This is a genomic window from Pantoea sp. B_9, assembly GCF_008632015.1.
Classification (GTDB): domain Bacteria; phylum Pseudomonadota; class Gammaproteobacteria; order Enterobacterales; family Enterobacteriaceae; genus Pantoea; species Pantoea dispersa.
The window spans coordinates 1375911-1392614 of record NZ_VWVL01000001.1 but is presented as its reverse complement, the minus strand read 5'-3'; the positions used below and the strand labels follow the sequence as shown (position 1 = coordinate 1392614).

The 16704-nt window shown below is 60.1% G+C and carries 16 protein-coding genes; 12 read left to right on the top strand and 4 right to left on the bottom strand.

Going from position 1 to position 16704, the window contains the following annotated elements:
* The first annotated feature begins 7 nt into the window (after positions 1-7).
* The 10 genes from hpxU (at position 8) to katG (ending at position 9718) form a co-directional block, all read left to right on the top strand.
* The gene (gene hpxU, locus F3I21_RS06710; RefSeq protein ID WP_150058578.1) at positions 8-847 is read left to right on the top strand and encodes a MurR/RpiR family transcriptional regulator HpxU; all 840 of its coding nucleotides are present in this window, start codon (positions 8-10) and stop codon (positions 845-847) included.
* Positions 848-1041: 194 nt separating this feature from the next.
* Complete coding sequence (locus F3I21_RS06705; protein ID WP_031279673.1) at positions 1042-1827, top strand: transporter substrate-binding domain-containing protein; 786 nt, start codon at positions 1042-1044, stop codon at positions 1825-1827.
* 12 nt (positions 1828-1839) lie between these two features.
* Positions 1840-2508 (top strand): amino acid ABC transporter permease, encoded by a 669-nt coding sequence (locus F3I21_RS06700; protein ID WP_021507296.1) that lies wholly within the window; start codon positions 1840-1842, stop codon positions 2506-2508.
* Positions 2505-3161 carry an amino acid ABC transporter permease gene (locus tag F3I21_RS06695; RefSeq protein WP_021507295.1) on the top strand — a complete coding sequence of 219 codons (657 nt, stop codon included), beginning with the start codon at positions 2505-2507 and terminating at the stop codon, positions 3159-3161. Before F3I21_RS06700 ends, F3I21_RS06695 begins: the two co-directional genes overlap by 4 nt.
* Positions 3142-3873 carry an amino acid ABC transporter ATP-binding protein gene (locus F3I21_RS06690; protein ID WP_150058539.1) on the top strand — a complete coding sequence of 244 codons (732 nt, stop codon included), beginning with the start codon at positions 3142-3144 and terminating at the stop codon, positions 3871-3873. The genes F3I21_RS06695 and F3I21_RS06690 overlap by 20 nt, the downstream gene beginning before the upstream one ends.
* A 21-nt stretch (positions 3874-3894) precedes the next feature.
* Complete coding sequence (locus F3I21_RS06685) at positions 3895-5130, top strand: alanine--glyoxylate aminotransferase family protein (protein ID WP_150058538.1); 1236 nt, start codon at positions 3895-3897, stop codon at positions 5128-5130.
* Positions 5127-6386: an allantoate amidohydrolase gene (hpxK, locus tag F3I21_RS06680; RefSeq protein ID WP_058758022.1), complete on the top strand. Its 1260-nt coding sequence runs from the start codon at positions 5127-5129 to the stop codon at positions 6384-6386. Before F3I21_RS06685 ends, hpxK begins: the two co-directional genes overlap by 4 nt.
* Before the next feature lie 12 nt (positions 6387-6398).
* Entirely contained in the window at positions 6399-6893 is a 495-nt protein-coding gene (uraD, locus tag F3I21_RS06675; protein ID WP_021507291.1) for a 2-oxo-4-hydroxy-4-carboxy-5-ureidoimidazoline decarboxylase, read from the top strand.
* Entirely contained in the window at positions 6890-7225 is a 336-nt protein-coding gene (uraH, locus tag F3I21_RS06670) for a hydroxyisourate hydrolase (protein WP_150058537.1), read from the top strand. The genes uraD and uraH overlap by 4 nt, the downstream gene beginning before the upstream one ends.
* 294 nt (positions 7226-7519) lie before the next feature.
* Positions 7520-9718: a catalase/peroxidase HPI gene (katG, locus tag F3I21_RS06665; RefSeq protein WP_150058536.1), complete on the top strand. Its 2199-nt coding sequence runs from the start codon at positions 7520-7522 to the stop codon at positions 9716-9718.
* A 44-nt stretch (positions 9719-9762) separates the two neighbouring features.
* Here the strand turns inward: katG and F3I21_RS06660 are convergent, their stop codons facing one another.
* The 3 genes from F3I21_RS06660 to fadE all read right to left on the bottom strand — a co-directional run bounded on the left by F3I21_RS06660 (position 9763) and on the right by fadE (position 14319).
* Complete coding sequence (locus tag F3I21_RS06660) at positions 9763-10536, bottom strand: amidohydrolase (protein ID WP_150058535.1); 774 nt, start codon at positions 10534-10536, stop codon at positions 9763-9765.
* Complete coding sequence (locus F3I21_RS06655; protein ID WP_150058534.1) at positions 10524-11684, bottom strand: pyridoxal phosphate-dependent aminotransferase; 1161 nt, start codon at positions 11682-11684, stop codon at positions 10524-10526. The genes F3I21_RS06660 and F3I21_RS06655 overlap by 13 nt, the downstream gene beginning before the upstream one ends.
* Positions 11685-11868: 184 nt before the next feature.
* Positions 11869-14319 carry an acyl-CoA dehydrogenase FadE gene (gene fadE / locus F3I21_RS06650; protein ID WP_150058533.1) on the bottom strand — a complete coding sequence of 817 codons (2451 nt, stop codon included), beginning with the start codon at positions 14317-14319 and terminating at the stop codon, positions 11869-11871.
* Between the two features lie 229 nt (positions 14320-14548).
* Between fadE and lpcA the strand changes: the two genes are divergently transcribed.
* Positions 14549-15127 (top strand): D-sedoheptulose 7-phosphate isomerase, encoded by a 579-nt coding sequence (gene lpcA / locus F3I21_RS06645; RefSeq protein ID WP_150058532.1) that lies wholly within the window; start codon positions 14549-14551, stop codon positions 15125-15127.
* Between the two features lie 48 nt (positions 15128-15175).
* The gene (locus F3I21_RS06640) at positions 15176-15943 is read left to right on the top strand and encodes a class II glutamine amidotransferase (protein ID WP_150058531.1); all 768 of its coding nucleotides are present in this window, start codon (positions 15176-15178) and stop codon (positions 15941-15943) included.
* Here F3I21_RS06640 and dpaA read toward each other — a convergent pair.
* On the bottom strand, positions 15914-16657 hold the full coding sequence (gene dpaA, locus F3I21_RS06635; protein WP_021507282.1) for a peptidoglycan meso-diaminopimelic acid protein amidase: 744 nt from the start codon (positions 16655-16657) through the stop codon (positions 15914-15916). The genes F3I21_RS06640 and dpaA overlap by 30 nt on opposite strands.
* Positions 16658-16704: the final 47 nt, after the last annotated feature.

The following is a 16704-nucleotide window of genomic DNA, read 5'->3' as shown; positions in this document are numbered from 1 at the left end:
ACCAATGATGAAACAGCTCGATGAACGTCTTCGCAGTCACTATCCGCAACTGTCGCCGCAGGAGCAGCGCATTGCTGACTTTGTGTTTGACCATTTTGATGATCTGATTAGCTATAACAGCGCTGAGCTGGCGCGGCTAAGCGGCGTATCAAAGGCCACGGTAAGCCGGCTGTTCAAACGCCTCGGCTATGAAAAATACAAAGACATGCGTGACGAACTGCGCATCCTGCGCCAGAGCGGAATGCCGCTGACCGATAACCGCGACGCGGTGCAGGGCAACACGCTGCTGTCGCGTCATTACAAGCAGGAGATGGCGAACCTGACGCAGTGGGTCAACAGCATTGACGCCCGGCAGTTTAGCGAGGTGATTGCCGCACTGGGCGCCGCACGGCGGGTGTTCATCATTGGTATGCGCAACGCGTATCCGGTGGCGCTGCACCTGCGTCAGCAGCTGCTGCAGGCGCGCGCCCAGGTGCAGGTGTTGCCGCAGCCAGGCCAGACGCTGGGCGAAGAGCTGGTGGACATGACGCCGGAAGATGTGGTGGTGGTGATGGCGTTTCGCCGCCGGCCACGCATCATCCGTCCACTGATGCAGCAGCTGCAGCAGAGCGGCATCCCGGTGCTGGTGCTGTGCGAACCGCAGGCGCAGGGCATTCTCACCCTGGCGCGCTGGCAGCTGTGCGCACCGCTCGACAGCGTTTCCGCCTTTGACAGCTACGCCTCGGCAATGAGCCTGATCAACCTGCTGGCCAACGCGCTGCTGCACGAAATGCTGTCGCAGGGGCGTCAGCGCATTCATCAGATTGCCGATCTTTACCAGCAGCTCGACGAGCTGGAATACCGCTAAAGGGCACCGTTTTGGTGCTTTGCACCTTTTTTGATCGCGTCTGCTAACGGGGTGATCCCCGTTATGATGCGCCCTTAACCGCCTTAAATCCTCCGCTTAGCCGCTGCGTTTGCTGCCCGTTGTGGTTGGCACATTAGTTGCAAATCAATTTATCAAGAATCTTTTGTTTCACCATTAACTCACCGGGGTGCATAATGAACAAAGTATTACTGGCAGTAGCAGGGGCAGCATTGCTGCTGGCGCAGGCAGGCAGCGCCATGGCCGATCAGCTGCAGGATATCCAGAAGCGTGGCGTGATTCGCGTGGCGGTGCCGCAGGACTTCCCGCCGTTTGGCTCGGTCGGTACCGATCTGCAGCCGCAGGGCTATGACATCGACATGGCGAAATACCTCGCGAAGCAGATGAAACTGAAGTTGCAGCTGGTGCCGGTGACCAGCGCCAACCGCGTGCCGTATCTGCAGACCGATAAAGTCGACCTGGTGATCTCCAGCATGGGCAAAAACGCCGAGCGCGAAAAAGTGATCGACTTCAGCCGCGCCTACGCACCGTTCTTCCTCGGCGTGTTCGGCCCGAAAGGCGAGACGCTGAAAGATGCGGCGGCGCTGAGCGGTAAATCGATTGGCGTGACGCGCGGTGCGGTAGAGGACATGGTGCTGAGCGATGTCGCCCCGAAAGATGCTCAGGTGAAGCGCTACGAAGATAACAACACCACGCTGTCCGCCTATCTCTCCGGTCAGGTGCAGTATGTCGCCACCGGTAACCTGGTGGTCGCGGCGATTGCGCGCCAGAACGCGGAAAAAGCCCCGGTGCCGCAGTTTATGCTGAAAGATTCACCGTGCTTTATCGGCCTGAAAAAGAATGAGCCGGCGCTGAAAGAGAAAGTGAACGCACTGATTGAGCAGGGTATTAAAGACGGCACGCTGAACAAGCTGTCGGAAGAGTGGCTGAAAGCGCCGCTGCCTGCCAACCTCGGCGCATAACAGGAACGGCCAATGATTGGGCAACTTAACTTTGCAGATCTCTGGCCGCACTGGCCAGAGCTGCTGGCCGGACTGTGGGTCACGGTGCAGCTTACGGTGCTGGCGACGGTGGGCGGTGTCGGACTGGGTATTCTCGGCGCGGCACTGCGCAGCGGCAAACCGGGCTGGGCCAGCCGCCTGTGGGGCATCTACGTCGAGCTGATTCGCAACACGCCGTTTGTGGTACAGCTGTTTTTTATCGTGTTTGGTCTGCCTAATCTCGGGCTGAAACTGACGGCCGGTGAAGCGGCGCTGCTGGCGATGCTGATTAACCTTGGCGCCTATAGCACTGAAATCATCCGTGCCGGTATCCAGGTCACGCCGCGCGGGCAGTGGGAAGCGGGGCGCGTGCTCGGGCTGAGCCGCACGCAAACCTTCATCCGCGTGGTGCTGCCGCCCTCGCTGCAGCGCATTTATCCGGCGCTGGTCAGCCAGTGCATCATTGTGATGCTCGGCTCGTCGGTGGTGTCGCAGGTCTCGTATGAAGAGCTGACGTTTGCCGCCAACCTGATTCAGTCGCGCACCTTTTTGAGTTTTGAAGTTTATCTGGTGACCACGCTGATCTATCTGGCGTTGTCGATTGCCATGCGTCAGCTGCTGCTGGCGCTGGGTCGCAAATGGTTTGGAGCGCAGCCGGCATGACAACGTTTACTGACTGGGACATCCTGCGCAACCTGCTGCTGGCGGCGCGCTGGACGATTTTGCTGTCGCTGGTGGCCTTTTTCGGCGGCACGCTGGTGACACTGCCGCTGCTGTTTCTGCGTCTGCTGCAGCGTCGCTGGCTCACCCGCCTGATTCGCTGTTATACCGAGCTGTTTCAGGGCACGCCGCTGCTGATGCAGCTGTTTCTTGCCTTCTTCGGCGTTGGCCTGTTCGGCATCGACGTCGCGCCCTGGACGGCGGCGTCGCTGGCGCTGACGCTGTATACCAGCGCGTTTTTACTGGATATCTGGTACGGCAGCATTCGCGCGCTGCCAAAAGGGCAGTGGGAAGCGTCGCGCTGCCTCGGCCTGAACTTTGGCCAGACGCTGTATCGCGTGGTGGCACCGCAGGCTATCCGCATCGCCATCGCGCCGACCGTTGGCTTTGCCGTGCAGGTGATCAAGGGCACCGCGCTGGCGTCGATTATCGGCTTTGTCGAGCTGACCAAAGCCGGCACCATTCTCAACAATGTGACGTATCAGCCCTTCAAGGTGTTTGGCCTGGTGGCGCTCGGTTACTTCCTGATGTGTTATCCGCTGTCGCGTTACAGCCAGTACCTGGAGAAAAAATTCAATGCCGCTCATCACCATTAATCAGGTCCAGAAGTATTACGGTGATAACCACGTACTGAAAGGGGTCGATCTGGATATCGACAACGGCGAAGTGATTTCCATCATTGGCCGCAGCGGCTCCGGTAAAAGTACCCTGCTGCGCTGCATGAACGGGCTGGAAGGCTATCAGGAAGGCAGCATTAAACTGGGCGGCATGACGATTACCGATCGTGAATCGCAGGCGCGTGAAATCAGCCGCTCGGTAGGCATGGTGTTTCAGAACTTTAACCTGTTTCCGCACATGACCGCGCTGGAAAACGTGATGCTGGCACCGCGCCGCGTGCTGAAAAAGAGCGAGGCGGAGTGCCGCACGCTGGCCACGCAGATGCTGGAAAAAGTCGGGCTCGGCGAACGCCTCAATTACTACCCGGCCAACCTGTCGGGCGGTCAGCAGCAGCGCGTGGCGATTGCCCGCGCGCTGGCGATGCAGCCAAAAGTTTTACTCTGTGACGAAATCACCTCGGCGCTCGATCCGGAGCTGGTGGGTGAAGTACTGAAAGTGCTGGAGCAGCTGGCCGCCGAAGGCATGACGCTGATTCTCGTCACCCATGAAATGAACTTCGCCCGCGAAGTGGGCGACCGCGTGGTGTTTATGCATCAGGGACGCGTGTGGGAGCAGGGCGACAGCAAAACGCTGTTTGCAAATCCACAAACCGCCGAGCTGAAGCAGTTTATTTCGACCGTGCGTCTGTAACCGAACAATAAGGAACCCCTCATGGATATCAGCCAGTTTTCGCAAATCAATCCGCCGCAGCGTCTGCTGATGGGACCGGGCCCGATCAACGCCGACCCGCGCGTGCTGCGCGCCATGTCGAGCCAGCTGCTTGGGCAGTACGATCCGGCGATGACGCACTATATGAACGAGGTGATGGCGCTGTACCGTGGCGTATTCCGCACTGAAAACCGCTGGACCCTGCTGATTGATGGCACCTCACGCGCCGGTATCGAAGCCATCCTGCTGTCGGCGATTCGTCCGGGCGATAAAGTGCTGGTGCCGGTGTTCGGCCGCTTCGGCCATCTGCTGTGCGAAATTGCCCGTCGCTGCCGCGCGGAAGTCCATACCATTGAGGTGCCGTGGGGCGAGGTATTTACCCCGGATCAGATCGAAGATGCGATCAAAAAAGTCAAACCGCGCCTGCTGCTGACGGTGCAGGGTGATACCTCAACCACCATGCTGCAACCGCTGGAGCAGCTCGGCGCCATTTGCCGCCAGTACGGCGTGCTGTTGTACACCGATGCCACCGCATCGCTGGGCGGAAACCCGCTGGAAACCGATGCCTGGGGGCTGGATGCGGTCTCAGCCGGGATGCAGAAATGCCTCGGTGGTCCGTCCGGCACCTCGCCGATCACCCTGAGCCCGCAAATGGAAGCGGTGATCCGTCAGCGTAAGTGCGTGGAGCAGGGCATCCGTACCGACGCACATCAGGATGGCGACGACGAGATGATCTACTCCAACTACTTCGATCTCGGCATGATCATGGATTACTGGGGACCGGAGCGGCTCAACCATCATACCGAAGCCACCTCGGCGCTGTTTGGCGCACGCGAATGTGCCCGTCTGATCCTGCAGGAAGGGCTGGATAACGGCATCGCGCGTCACAAGCTGCACGGTGATGCGCTGCTGAAAGGTATTCAGGGCATGGGGCTGGAAACCTTTGGCGATCTCAGACACAAGATGAATAACGTGCTTGGCGTGGTGATCCCGCAGGGCATCAACGGCGACCAGGTACGCAAATTGATGCTGGACGATTTCGGCATTGAGATTGGCACCTCGTTCGGTCCGCTGCACGGCAAAGTGTGGCGCATCGGCACCATGGGCTACAACGCGCGCAAAGATTGCGTGATGCTGACGCTGAGCGCGCTGGAATCCGTGCTGAATCACGTCGGTTTCCGCACTACTCAGGGCGCGGCGCTGCAGGCTGCCTGGGACCACTACAGGAGCCACGCATGAGTCATAGCCTGATGAGCGCCGGTGAGGCGCAGTCAGCGGCGGCGCGGGTGATGGCGCGCTGTGACGCGCTGGCAGCAATCAGTGAAAGCGAAGAGGGTCTGACCCGCGTCTATCTGTCGCCGGAGCAGGTGCGCGCCAACGCGCGCGTTGCTGAGTGGATGCAGGCGGCAGGTATGCACACCTGGCAGGATGCGGTCGGCAATATCTGCGGTCGCTATGAAGCGGCGGAGCCGGGCGCACCGGCGCTGCTGCTCGGCTCGCACCTTGATACCGTGCGCAACGCCGGACGTTACGACGGCATGCTGGGCGTGCTCAGCGCCATCGAAACCGTGCAGTGGCTGCACGACCATCAGCAGCGCCTGCCGCTGGCGATTGAAATTGTCGGCTTCGGCGATGAAGAGGGCACGCGCTTTGGCATCACGCTGCTTGGCAGCCGCGGCCTCACCGGCAGCTGGCCGGAGAGCTGGGTGTCACATCCGGACGGTAACGGTATTACGGTGGCGCAGGCGATGCAGGACCTCGGCCTGGACGCGGCGCTGATCCCGCAGGCGGCACGTGAGGTGAGCGACATTGTGGCTTATCTCGAACTGCACATTGAGCAGGGACCGTGCCTGGAACAGGACGATCTGGCGCTTGGTGTGGTGACGGCGATTAACGGCGCGCGCCGTCTTAACTGCCGCTTTGTCGGAGAGGCCGGTCATGCCGGCACGGTGCCGATGACGCACCGCAAAGACGCGCTGGCAGCAGCGGCAGAGTGGATGGTGTTTGTGGAACAGGCCACGCAGGATCAGGATGCGCAACTGGTGGCCACGGTGGGCACGCTGAGCTGTCTGCCGGGCGCCGTTAATGTTATCCCCGGCGAGGTGCAGCTGTCGCTCGACGTGCGCGGACCGCAGGATGAACCGCTGGAACGTCTGCTCTCCAGCCTGCTGACCCAGGCGGAAGCCATCGCGCTGCGGCGCGGGCTCAGCTTCAGCGCTAACGAGTACTATCGCATCGCGGCCACCGCCTGTGATACGCGGCTGCAGCAGGCGCTGAGCCATGCGGTAGAAACCGTGCAGGGGCGCAGTCTGGCGCTGCCGAGCGGAGCCGGTCACGACGCGATCGCGATGGCTGAGCGCTGGCCGGTGGGCATGCTGTTTGTGCGCAACCATCGCGGTATCAGCCATCATCCGGCGGAATCGGTGCAGGTGGCCGATGTGGCGCTCGGCGTGCAGGCCTATCTGCAGGCGGTATGCGATCTGGCGCGCAGCTAAAGGAGCCGGGAAATGGATCTGAACGATTTTAATCAGGCGAGCGTCGCGCAGGCGCAGGCGGCGATTGCCCACTGCGTGGCGATTCCCGCCTGGCAGCAGGCGCTGGTGGCGGCGCGGCCGTTCGCCAGCCTGACGGCGCTGTACACCACGGCGCAACAGCTGGCGCTGGCGTGGCAGGGCGACGCCTTGCAGCAGGCGCTGAGCGCCCATCCGCGCATCGGCGAAAAAGCTCAGGGCGCGGGCAAAGAGGCCGCGCTGTCGCAGCAGGAACAGGCGGCGATGCAGCAGGCTAACGGCGCGCTGCAGCTGGCGATGCTGGCCGGTAATGAGCGCTATGAGCAGCGCTTCGGCCGGGTGTTTCTGATTCGCGCCAAAGGGCGCAGCGGTGAACAGATGCTGGCGGAATTGCAGCGCAGGCTCAACAATGATGAGGAGACTGAGCAGCAGGAAGCGCTGGCGCAGCTGCGGGAAATTACCCTGTTACGGCTTAAGGAGAGCATTACATGAGCACCATCACCACCCATATTCTCGACACCGCGCTGGGCAAACCGGCGATTGGCGTCGCGATATCGCTGGAGCAGAACAGCCCTGAGGGATGGCTGCCAGTGGCCGAGGGCGAAACCGACAGCGACGGGCGCATCAAAGATCTCACGCTTGAACCGCTGGCGCCGGGCCACTATCGCTTAACCGCGGAGATCGGTGACTATTTCGCCGCCGACGGGCGTGATGCGCTGTACGTCAGCGCGCAGATTGATTTTGTGATTGGCTCCGCCGGCAGCCATTATCACCTGCCGTTCCTCATTTCCCCGTGGTCGTGGTCGACCTATCGCGGGAGTTAATCCAGGTCGCCATAAATGGCGCAATGCTTGTCTGTTAAATTGTAAATCCGCTTGACAGCGGTTGCTTTTTGGTAGCAGCGCAATTTATTGCGCGATAAATCGCGCCGCTACGAATCTTGTGCGACTTGCAGTACCGGCTTCATACCCTCTCAGGCCCGCTGAAATTCGTGCTCTCTATCACAAACCTCGCGCTTGAAAGCCAGTAACTATCAAAACCTTCGGTCCATCCAAATATATTCTGCAACACGGTGCGGTTATCTTAACCGGACAACGTGAAGCCAATGGAGCCGAGAAATGAGCACGCCCGAAAATAATGATAATGCAGCCGCCTCAGGAAAATGCCCCTTTCATCATGGAGCATCGGAAGAGAAAAGCGTTTTAGCGCGTGGCGCCGGAAGCGGGACCACCAACCGCGACTGGTGGCCAAACATGCTGCGCGTCGATCTGTTAAACCAGCATTCCAGCCGTTCTAACCCCCTCAGTGACAATTTCAACTACCGTGAAGAGTTCAGCAAGCTGGATTACGCCGCGCTGAAAGCCGACATTCGTGCGCTGCTGACCGACTCGCAATCCTGGTGGCCTGCCGACTGGGGCAGCTACATCGGCTTGTTTATCCGTATGGCATGGCACAGCGCCGGCACCTACCGCACCATCGACGGTCGTGGCGGTTCCGGGCGTGGCCAGCAGCGCTTTGCGCCGCTCAACTCCTGGCCGGATAACGTCAGCCTCGACAAAGCACGTCGTCTGCTGTGGCCGGTGAAACAGAAGTATGGTCAGAAAATTTCCTGGGCCGATCTCTACATTCTTGCCGGTAACGTGTCGCTGGAAAACGCCGGCTTCCGTACCTTTGGCTTTGGTGCCGGTCGTGAAGATGTCTGGGAACCGGACATGGACGTGGACTGGGGACATGAGACCGAATGGCTGGCGCACCGCCATCCGGAGAGCCTGGCAAACGCGCCGCTCGGTGCGACGGAAATGGGCCTGATCTACGTGAACTCGGAAGGTCCGGAAGCCAGCGGCGATCCGCGCTCGGCGGCCCCGGCGATTCGCGCCACCTTCGGCAACATGGGCATGAACGATGAAGAGATCGTCGCGCTGATTGCCGGCGGTCACACGCTGGGTAAAACGCACGGTGCCGCTGCGGCCAGCCACGTGGGCGTCGATCCGGAAGCCTCGCCGCTGGAAGCGCAGGGTCTGGGCTGGCACAGCAGTTACGGCAGCGGTGCCGGTGCCGATGCCATCACTTCCGGTCTGGAAGTGGTATGGACGCAAACCCCAACGCAGTGGAGCAACTACTTCTTCGAGAACCTGTTCAAATATGAGTGGGTACAAACGCACAGCCCGGCGGGCGCGATTCAGTTCGAAGCGGTTGATGCCGAAGCGATTATCCCGGATCCGTTCGATCCAGAGAAAAAACGCAAGCCGACCATGCTGGTCACCGACCTGACGCTGCGTTTCGATCCGGAGTTCGAGAAGATTTCGCGTCGTTTCCTCAACGATCCGCAGGCGTTCAACGAAGCCTTCGCCCGTGCCTGGTTCAAACTGACGCACCGCGATATGGGACCAAAAGCGCGTTACCTCGGTCCGGAAGTGCCGAAGGAAGATCTGCTGTGGCAGGATCCGTTACCGCAGGCCACGCATCAGCCGACGCCGGATGACATCACCGATCTGAAAGCGAAAATTGCCGCTTCGGGTCTGAGCGTCAGCCAGCTGGTCTCTGCGGCCTGGGCGTCCGCTTCCACCTTCCGTGGCGGTGATAAACGCGGCGGCGCGAACGGTGCCCGTCTGGCGCTGGCACCGCAGAACGGCTGGGCGGTCAACGCCAGTGTCACCCGCGATGTGCTGCCGGTGCTGCAGAAGATTCAGCAGGAGTCAGGTAAAGCGTCGCTGGCGGATGTGATTGTGCTGGCGGGCAGCGTCGGGATTGAGCAGGCGGCAGCAGCGGCAGGTGTCGCGGTGCAGGTGCCGTTCACGCCGGGCCGCGTGGATGCGCGTCAGGACCAGACGGATGTCGAGTCATTCAACGTACTGCAGCCGCTGGCCGATGGTTTCCGTAACTATCGCCGCGTGCAGGGCGGTTCTTCTACCGAAACCCTGCTGCTGGACAAAGCGCAACAGCTGACGCTGAGCGCGCCAGAGCTGACGGTACTGCTGGGTGGTCTGCGCGTGCTGGGCACCAACTTCGACGGCAGCGCGCACGGCGTGTTTACCGATCGCGTGGGCGTGCTGAGCAACGACTTCTTCATCAATCTGCTGGATATGCGCACCGCATGGCGCGCCACCGATGAGAGCGCTGAGCTGTTCGAAGGCCGCGATCGTCAGAGCGGAGAAGTTAAGTACAGCGCCACTCGCGCCGATCTGGTGTTTGGTTCTAACGCCATCCTGCGCGCGCTGGCGGAAGTTTACGCCAGCAGCGATGCGAAGCAGAAGTTCGTTAACGACTTCGTGGCCGCCTGGACCAAAGTGATGAACCTCGACCGGTTCGATCTTTAAGCAACTGACGTGAATAACGCGAACCCCGGCCTGGCCGGGGTTTTTTATTGGTTCAGCGTATATTCATCGGCGTCGCGCCAGGCCGGGAAGCGCTCGCGATAGTCCTGCAGCGCCTGCAGTGACAGCTCGGCGTCGAGGCGCGCGCGGGCGAAGGGTTCAGCGGCCGCGAGGATCTCACCCTGCGGCGAGATAATCCGGCTGTCGCCGCTGTATTGATGCTGATTGCCGTCACTGCCGACGCGGTTACACCCGGCTACATAGGCCTGATTCTCAATGGCGCGCGCCAGCAGCAGCGCCTGCCAGTGTAGCGCGCGCGGTGCCGGCCAGTTGGCGACGTACAGCGCCAGATCGTAATCATTCTGGTTGCGCGAAAACACCGGGAAGCGCAGGTCGTAGCAAATCTGCGGCAGAATACGCCAGCCGCGCCAGTGGAACACCTCGCGCGTTTCACCGGGTACATAGTGCTGGTGCTCACTGGCCATGCGGAACAGGTGGCGTTTGTCGTACTGGTGCAGCGTGCCGTCGGGCTCCACCAGCAGGAAACGGTTTACCGCGCCCTGGTCGCTCTGAATCGCCGCGCTGCCGCCGACCAGGGCATTCAGGGCTTTGGCATGACCGTGCAGCCACGCCACTACCTGATCCTGCGGCAGCGAACTGGCCGCCGCCTCCATGGCGAAGCCGGTGGTAAACATCTCCGGCAGCAGGATGACATCGCGGCCCGTCAAGCCCTGCAGCACCTCATCGAAATGACGCAGGTTGGCTGCGCCATCCATCCAGCTCAGGGTTTCCTGCAATACGGTAAGTTTTAAAGCTGACATAAACGCTCCGCAGCGGCGTCGAGCGTCGCTTCCTGTTTAGCAAAGCACAGGCGAATGAGCTTGTGCGGGAAAGGGGCCGAGCAGAACACCGACAGCGGAATCGCCGCCACGCCCACTTCGCGGGTTAACCACTGGCAGAAACTGACATCATCCAAATCGGAAATGGCGCTGTAATCCACCAGCAGGAAATAGGTGCCGGCACAGGGCAGCACCTTAAACCGGCTGGCGGCCAGCGCCTGCGTCAGACGGTCACGCCGGGCGCGATAGAATGCCGGCAGCGCATCAATATGGTCCGGCTGCTGGCGCAGCATATCGGCAATCGCCAGCTGCGCCGGGGTATTCACTGAAAAGGTGAGATACTGATGCACTTTGCGAATTTCGGCGCTGATCGCCGCCGGAGCGATGCAGTAACCCACTTTCCAGCCGGTCATATGAAAGGTTTTGCCGAAGGATGAGACTGCGATGGCGCGCTGACGCAGGTCGGCATGTGCCAGCACGCTGGCATGGCCCTGCTCATCAAAACAGATGTGCTCATAGACTTCATCGCTGAGCACATAAATTTCCTGTCCGGCGATCGCCTGCCACAGCGCGGCGTAGTCGCTGGCGTGCCACACGGTGGCGGACGGATTATGCGGCGTGTTGACGATCACCAGCCGGGTGCGCGCGCTGAGCAGGCTGCTGAAGGCCTGCCAGTCGACCTGAAAAGCGGGCGGCTGCAGCGCGATGCGTTTCAGCACGCCGCCAGCCAGCTGAACCGCCGGCGCATAGCTGTCGTAGCTGGGATCGAAGCAGATCACCTCGTCGCCCGGCCGCACCAGCGCGGTGATCGCGGCATACAGCGCTTCGGTTGCGCCCGCCGTCACGGTGATGTCGCTGTTGATATCCGGCCGATGACCGTACATGTCTGCGGTTTTATCGGCGATTGCCTCGCGCAGCGGCAGGGTGCCAATCATCGGCGCGTACTGGTTAGCGCCTTCGCTGACGTGATGTGCCAGGCGCTGCTGCAAATAGCGCGGGCCGTCAAAATCGGGAAAGCCCTGTGACAGGTTGATGGCGTTGTGCTGGGCGGCGAGGGCGCTCATTTGGGTAAAAATGGTGGTGCCGAGCGCCGGTAGTTTGCTCTCGGGGATCAGGTTGGGCTGCGTCATTATCGGGTGCCTTAAGCGCGAATGTCGTTGCGGAGTAACCTTGTGCTGCAGCCACTATAAACAGGATGTTAACACTTGGCAATCGAGACGCTTAGACGTCTAAACGTAGCTGGCACACACGCTGAGTGCGCTTATCCGCTGCCGCAGGCCATAAAAAAAGCCTCCGGCTGGAGGCTTTTTACGGTTACGCCGCTTCGCTGGGGCGGTCGCTCGGTTTGGGTTTGCTGTCCGGTTTGGCCACCGCCAGCGCCTCGGGCGCAAAATCATCCACGTTGATGGCCTTCAGCCGGCTGGCTTCGGCCCGCGTCAGCACCTTCGCTTCACTCTCGTCAATCCAGCCTTCTTTCAGCGCGCGCTGGGCCAGCGCATCCAGCCGGGTGAAGGAGAAGTGTTTTTTCTGCTGCTGACACAGACGATCGTGAATCACTTCCGCCGCCATCACATCCTGCAGCGCCTGTTCCAGCTGACCGGCCGGGTTGTGCTCACTCGGCGTCAGATACTGGCCGCGGCCCAGACGGGTGCGGGTTGCGGACGGCAGCTGCAGCATTTTGGCCAGCTTATGATCCAGTTTATCGGACGGTGCCGGGCAGTGTTTGCCGCCGGCGAAAATCACCAGCCGCAGCGCGCCCGCAACCAGGCGATTCGGGAAGTTGCGCAGCAGATCGTCCATCGCCACTTCTGCCTGATGCAGCGCATCCTGCACGCCCCAGTGCACCAGCGGCAGATCCGCCTCGTTGCGGCCTTCATCGTCATAGCGTTTCAGCGTGGCGGATGCCAGATACATCTGACTCAGCACATCGCCGAGGCGTGCCGAAATACGTTCGCGACGTTTCAGGCTACCGCCCAGCACCGCCATCGACACATCTGACAGCAGCGCAAGGTTGGCGCTCAGGCGGTTCAGCTGCTGATAGTAGCGGCGGGTTGCGTCACGGGTTGGCGTAGCGCTGGTGCGGCCGCCGGTCAGGCCAAGCCACAGGCTGCGCACTTTATTGCTGCCGACGTGGCCGATATGGCTGAACAGCGCGTGGTCAAAGGTGACGAGATCGTTGTTCGCGGCGGCGTTCATCTCTTCCAGCACCCACGGGTGGCAGCGGATTGCGCCCTGGCCAAAGATAATCATGCTGCGCGTCAGGATGTTCGCGCCCTCAACGGTGATGGCGATCGGGGCGCCCTGATAGGCACGCGCCAGGAAATTGTTCTCACCAAGCATGATGCCTTTACCGCCGGCGATATCCATTGCATCAATGATGGCGCGCTGGCCGCGATGGGTGCAGTGGTATTTAACAATCGCTGACAGCACCGCCGGTTTTTCGCCCAGCATAATGCCGCTGGTGATCAGCGTCGCCGCCGCGTCCATCACGTAAGCGTTACCGGCGATGCGCGCCAGCGGCTCCTCAATCCCTTCCATTTTACCGATAGAGACTTTGAACTGGCGGCGAATGTGCGCGTAGGCACCGGTCGCCAGCGCCAGGCTTTTCAGGCTGCCGGTGGCGTTAGACGGCAGGGTAATGCCGCGTCCCACCGACAGACACTCAACCAGCATACGCCAGCCCTGACCGGCCATCGCCGGACCGCCGATGATGTAATCGATCGGCACAAAGATATCTTTGCCGCGCGTCGGCCCGTTCTGGAACGGCACGTTCAGCGGGAAGTGACGTCTGCCAATCTCAACGCCTGGCGTATGGGTCGGGATCAGTGCACAGGTAATGCCCAGCTCTTCGGTTTCGCCCAGCAGATGATCGGGGTCGGAAAGCTTAAAGGCGAGGCCGAGCACGGTGGCAATCGGCGCCAGGGTAATGTAGCGCTTGTTCCAGGTCAGACGCATGCCCAGCACCTGCTGGCCCTGCCAGTCGCCCATGCACACCACGCCGGTATCCGGAATGGCGCCGGCGTCGGAGCCCGCTTCCGGGCTGGTCAGCGCAAAGCAGGGGATTTCATCACCGCGCGCGAGGCGTGGCAGGTAATGGTCTTTCTGCTCATCGGTACCGTAATGCTGCAGCAGTTCACCCGGACCCAGCGAGTTCGGCACGCCGACGGTGATCGCCAGAATCCCGGACACGCCTGCCAGTTTTTGCAGCACACGCGCCTGCGCGTAAGCGGAAAACTCCAGACCGCCGTACTCTTTTTTGATGATCATGGCAAAGAAGCGGTGCTGCTTGAGGTAAGCCCACAGCTCCGGCGGCAGATCGGCCATTTCATGGGTGATTTCGAAGTCGTTAGCCATGCGGCAGGCTTCTTCCACCGGGCCATCCAGAAACGCCTGTTCCTCTTCGGTCAGGCGCGGCTGCGGGTAGTTGTGCAGTTTCTGCCAGTCCGGTTTGCCGCGAAACAGATCGCCTTCCCACCAGGTGGTACCGGCGTCGATCGCCTCTTTTTCGGTGCGCGACATCGGCGGCATCACCTTCTGGAAGCTGTGCAGAGCCGGCTTAGAGAACATGCTGCGGCGCATCGCCGGCAGGTTGAAAGGCAGCAGAATAATGGCCAGCGGCAGCAGCAGCCACGGCGTCCACAGGCCGGTGGCGGCCAGTGCCGCGGTCCACAGCAGCACAATCGCACTGCTGAGCCGCAGTGAAACCTGATGGTAGAAGAGGGCGCTAATTAACACCAGCGTCGCGATGATCGAGGCAAGCAACATAATGAACCGCTCCGTAAGTTGTAAGAGGTCTGACCTGTTAGTGATAAGGTTTAGAGCAGCGCACGAAATTTATCAATCTGTTTACATCGCAATTACAACCGAACTCACAAAATCGCGCCGGCAATTAAACGTCAGCGCGGCGTCGCGCTTTTCCCTGCTGCGGGCGCTTTGCGGCTCTGGCCCATTCCGTTAAACTTGCTGGGTCAATTTTCCTCTAAAGGACATCCCTATGTATCAGGACATTATTCGCTCAGAACTCAATGAAGCCGCCGATACGCTCAATAAGTTCCTGAGTGATGAAGCCAACATTCACGCCATTCAGCGCGCAGCCGTGCTGCTGGCCGACAGCTTCAAAGCCGGTGGCAAAGTGCTCTCCTGCGGCAACGGCGGCTCGCACTGCGATGCCATGCACTTCGCTGAGGAGCTGACCGGGCGCTACCGCGAAAATCGTCCTAGCTATCCGGCCATCGCCATTTCGGATGTCAGCCATCTCTCCTGCGTCAGCAACGATTTTGGCTACGACTATGTGTTCTCCCGCTACATCGAGGCGGTCGGGCGCGAGGGCGATGTGCTGCTGGGGCTGTCCACTTCGGGTAACTCGGCCAACATCATCAAAGCCGTAGAAGCCGCGCGCGCCAAAGGCATGAAAGTGATTACCCTGACCGGCAAAGACGGTGGCAAAATGGCCGGTACGGCCGATATCGAAATTCGCGTGCCGCACTTTGGATATGCCGATCGCATTCAGGAGATTCACATCAAAGTGATCCATATCCTGATGCTGTTAATCGAAAAAGAGATGGTTAAGTGATGACGTGCTCCTCCCGCGCCCGCGGGAGGTTCTGATAAGGCGGTTGCTATGTGCGAATTGCTCGGGATGAGCGCCAATGTCCCCACGGATATCTGTTTCAGTTTTACCGGTCTGGTGCAGCGTGGCGGTGGAACCGGGCCGCACAAAGATGGCTGGGGCATCACCTTTTACGAAGATAAAGGCTGCCGCACCTTTAAAGATCCGCTGCCGAGCTACAACTCGCCGATTGCCCGCCTGGTGCAGGAGTATCCGATTAAGTCGCACTCGGTGGTGGCGCATATTCGTCAGGCCAATCGCGGCCAGGTGTCACTGGAAAATACCCATCCGTTTACCCGCGAACTGTGGGGGCGCAACTGGACTTACGCGCATAACGGCCAGCTAAAGGGCTATCGCCAGCTGGAGACCGGACATTTCCGTCCGGTAGGCGAAACCGACAGCGAAAAGGCGTTTTGCTGGATTCTGCATAAGCTGGCTGAGCGCTATCCGCGCACGCCGGGCAACTGGCCGGCGGTGTTTCGCTATGTGGCGGAACTGGCGACGGAGCTGCGTCAGAAGGGCGTGTTCAATATGCTGCTGTCTGACGGACGCTATCTGATGGCCTTCTGCTCAACCAATCTGTACTGGATTACGCGCAGCGCGCCGTTTGGCAAAGCGAAGCTGCTCGATCAGGATGTGGAGATTGATTTTCTGCAGCAGACCACGCCGAAAGACGTGGTGACGGTGATTGCGACACAGCCGCTGACCGGTAATGAAACCTGGCACCGCATCGTGCCAGGTGAGTGGGCATTATTTTACCTGGGTGAGCGCCAGGAATGATTTCGACGCCGCTTCCGGCGTGGTCATGACCGGCGTGTTGTTCACCGCATACTGACCGGTTGCCGTCACGTTGACCGTTGGCGGCACGTGGTATTTGGCGAAGTAAGCATAGCCCGGCTGCAGTTCACGCCAGAAGCTGATGTAAGTCGAGTAACGATGACGCTGCATGTTGCTGTCGGTCATGCGGAACGGGAAGATGTTGACCTGCACATCCTGCTGACCGTTGCGCAGCGCGGCGTTCACATAGGTGAAGATCTCATCCATCGACGCGTTGGTCATGGCATAGCAGCCCACGGACACGCAATCGCCGTGAATCATCAGGTAGTTACCGTTATAGCCTTTGGCGCGATCGTACTGATTCGGGAATCCGGTATTGATGGCGCGATAAAAACGGCTGTCCGGCTTAAGCTGATTCATCTTCACGTTATAAAAGCCTTCCGGACTTTTAAAATCGCCCTGACGACGTTTCGGCCCGAGGCCGCCGGAGAAGTTACAGATGCGATAGCTGTCCAGCAGACGATATTCATTACCGATTTTGCCGTACAGTTCCAGCGTACGCTCTTCCTTGAAGATCTGAATAAATACCGGTGTACCCAGTAATTGTTTCTTTAACTCTTTGCTCACCGGAGCCAGCGGCTGCATTGGCTCAGGCGTCATTGCCCAGCTCAGGAGCGGCATAAGAATCATCGCAAACAATAATGCGATTCTGCCCATTCTGTGTGTACCTTGAAGTGAAGAGGAACGCTGACGCAGTGCGTCAC

Bases quoted from the DNA above. Each gene is read 5' to 3' on its own strand.
- uraH (WP_150058537.1), top strand. From the start codon at position 6,890: ATGAGCACCATCACCACCCATATTCTCGACACCGCGCTGGGCAAACCG.
- F3I21_RS06640 (WP_150058531.1), top strand. From the start codon at position 15,176: ATGTGCGAATTGCTCGGGATGAGCGCCAATGTCCCCACGGATATCTGT.
- katG (WP_150058536.1), top strand. From the start codon at position 7,520: ATGAGCACGCCCGAAAATAATGATAATGCAGCCGCCTCAGGAAAATGC.
- hpxK (WP_058758022.1), top strand. From the start codon at position 5,127: ATGAGTCATAGCCTGATGAGCGCCGGTGAGGCGCAGTCAGCGGCGGCG.
- dpaA (WP_021507282.1), bottom strand. From the start codon at position 16,657: ATGGGCAGAATCGCATTATTGTTTGCGATGATTCTTATGCCGCTCCTG.
- F3I21_RS06655 (WP_150058534.1), bottom strand. From the start codon at position 11,684: ATGACGCAGCCCAACCTGATCCCCGAGAGCAAACTACCGGCGCTCGGC.
- lpcA (WP_150058532.1), top strand. From the start codon at position 14,549: ATGTATCAGGACATTATTCGCTCAGAACTCAATGAAGCCGCCGATACG.
- F3I21_RS06685 (WP_150058538.1), top strand. From the start codon at position 3,895: ATGGATATCAGCCAGTTTTCGCAAATCAATCCGCCGCAGCGTCTGCTG.
- fadE (WP_150058533.1), bottom strand. From the start codon at position 14,319: ATGTTGCTTGCCTCGATCATCGCGACGCTGGTGTTAATTAGCGCCCTC.
- uraD (WP_021507291.1), top strand. From the start codon at position 6,399: ATGGATCTGAACGATTTTAATCAGGCGAGCGTCGCGCAGGCGCAGGCG.
- hpxU (WP_150058578.1), top strand. From the start codon at position 8: ATGAAACAGCTCGATGAACGTCTTCGCAGTCACTATCCGCAACTGTCG.
- F3I21_RS06695 (WP_021507295.1), top strand. From the start codon at position 2,505: ATGACAACGTTTACTGACTGGGACATCCTGCGCAACCTGCTGCTGGCG.
- F3I21_RS06705 (WP_031279673.1), top strand. From the start codon at position 1,042: ATGAACAAAGTATTACTGGCAGTAGCAGGGGCAGCATTGCTGCTGGCG.
- F3I21_RS06660 (WP_150058535.1), bottom strand. From the start codon at position 10,536: ATGTCAGCTTTAAAACTTACCGTATTGCAGGAAACCCTGAGCTGGATG.
- F3I21_RS06700 (WP_021507296.1), top strand. From the start codon at position 1,840: ATGATTGGGCAACTTAACTTTGCAGATCTCTGGCCGCACTGGCCAGAG.
- F3I21_RS06690 (WP_150058539.1), top strand. From the start codon at position 3,142: ATGCCGCTCATCACCATTAATCAGGTCCAGAAGTATTACGGTGATAAC.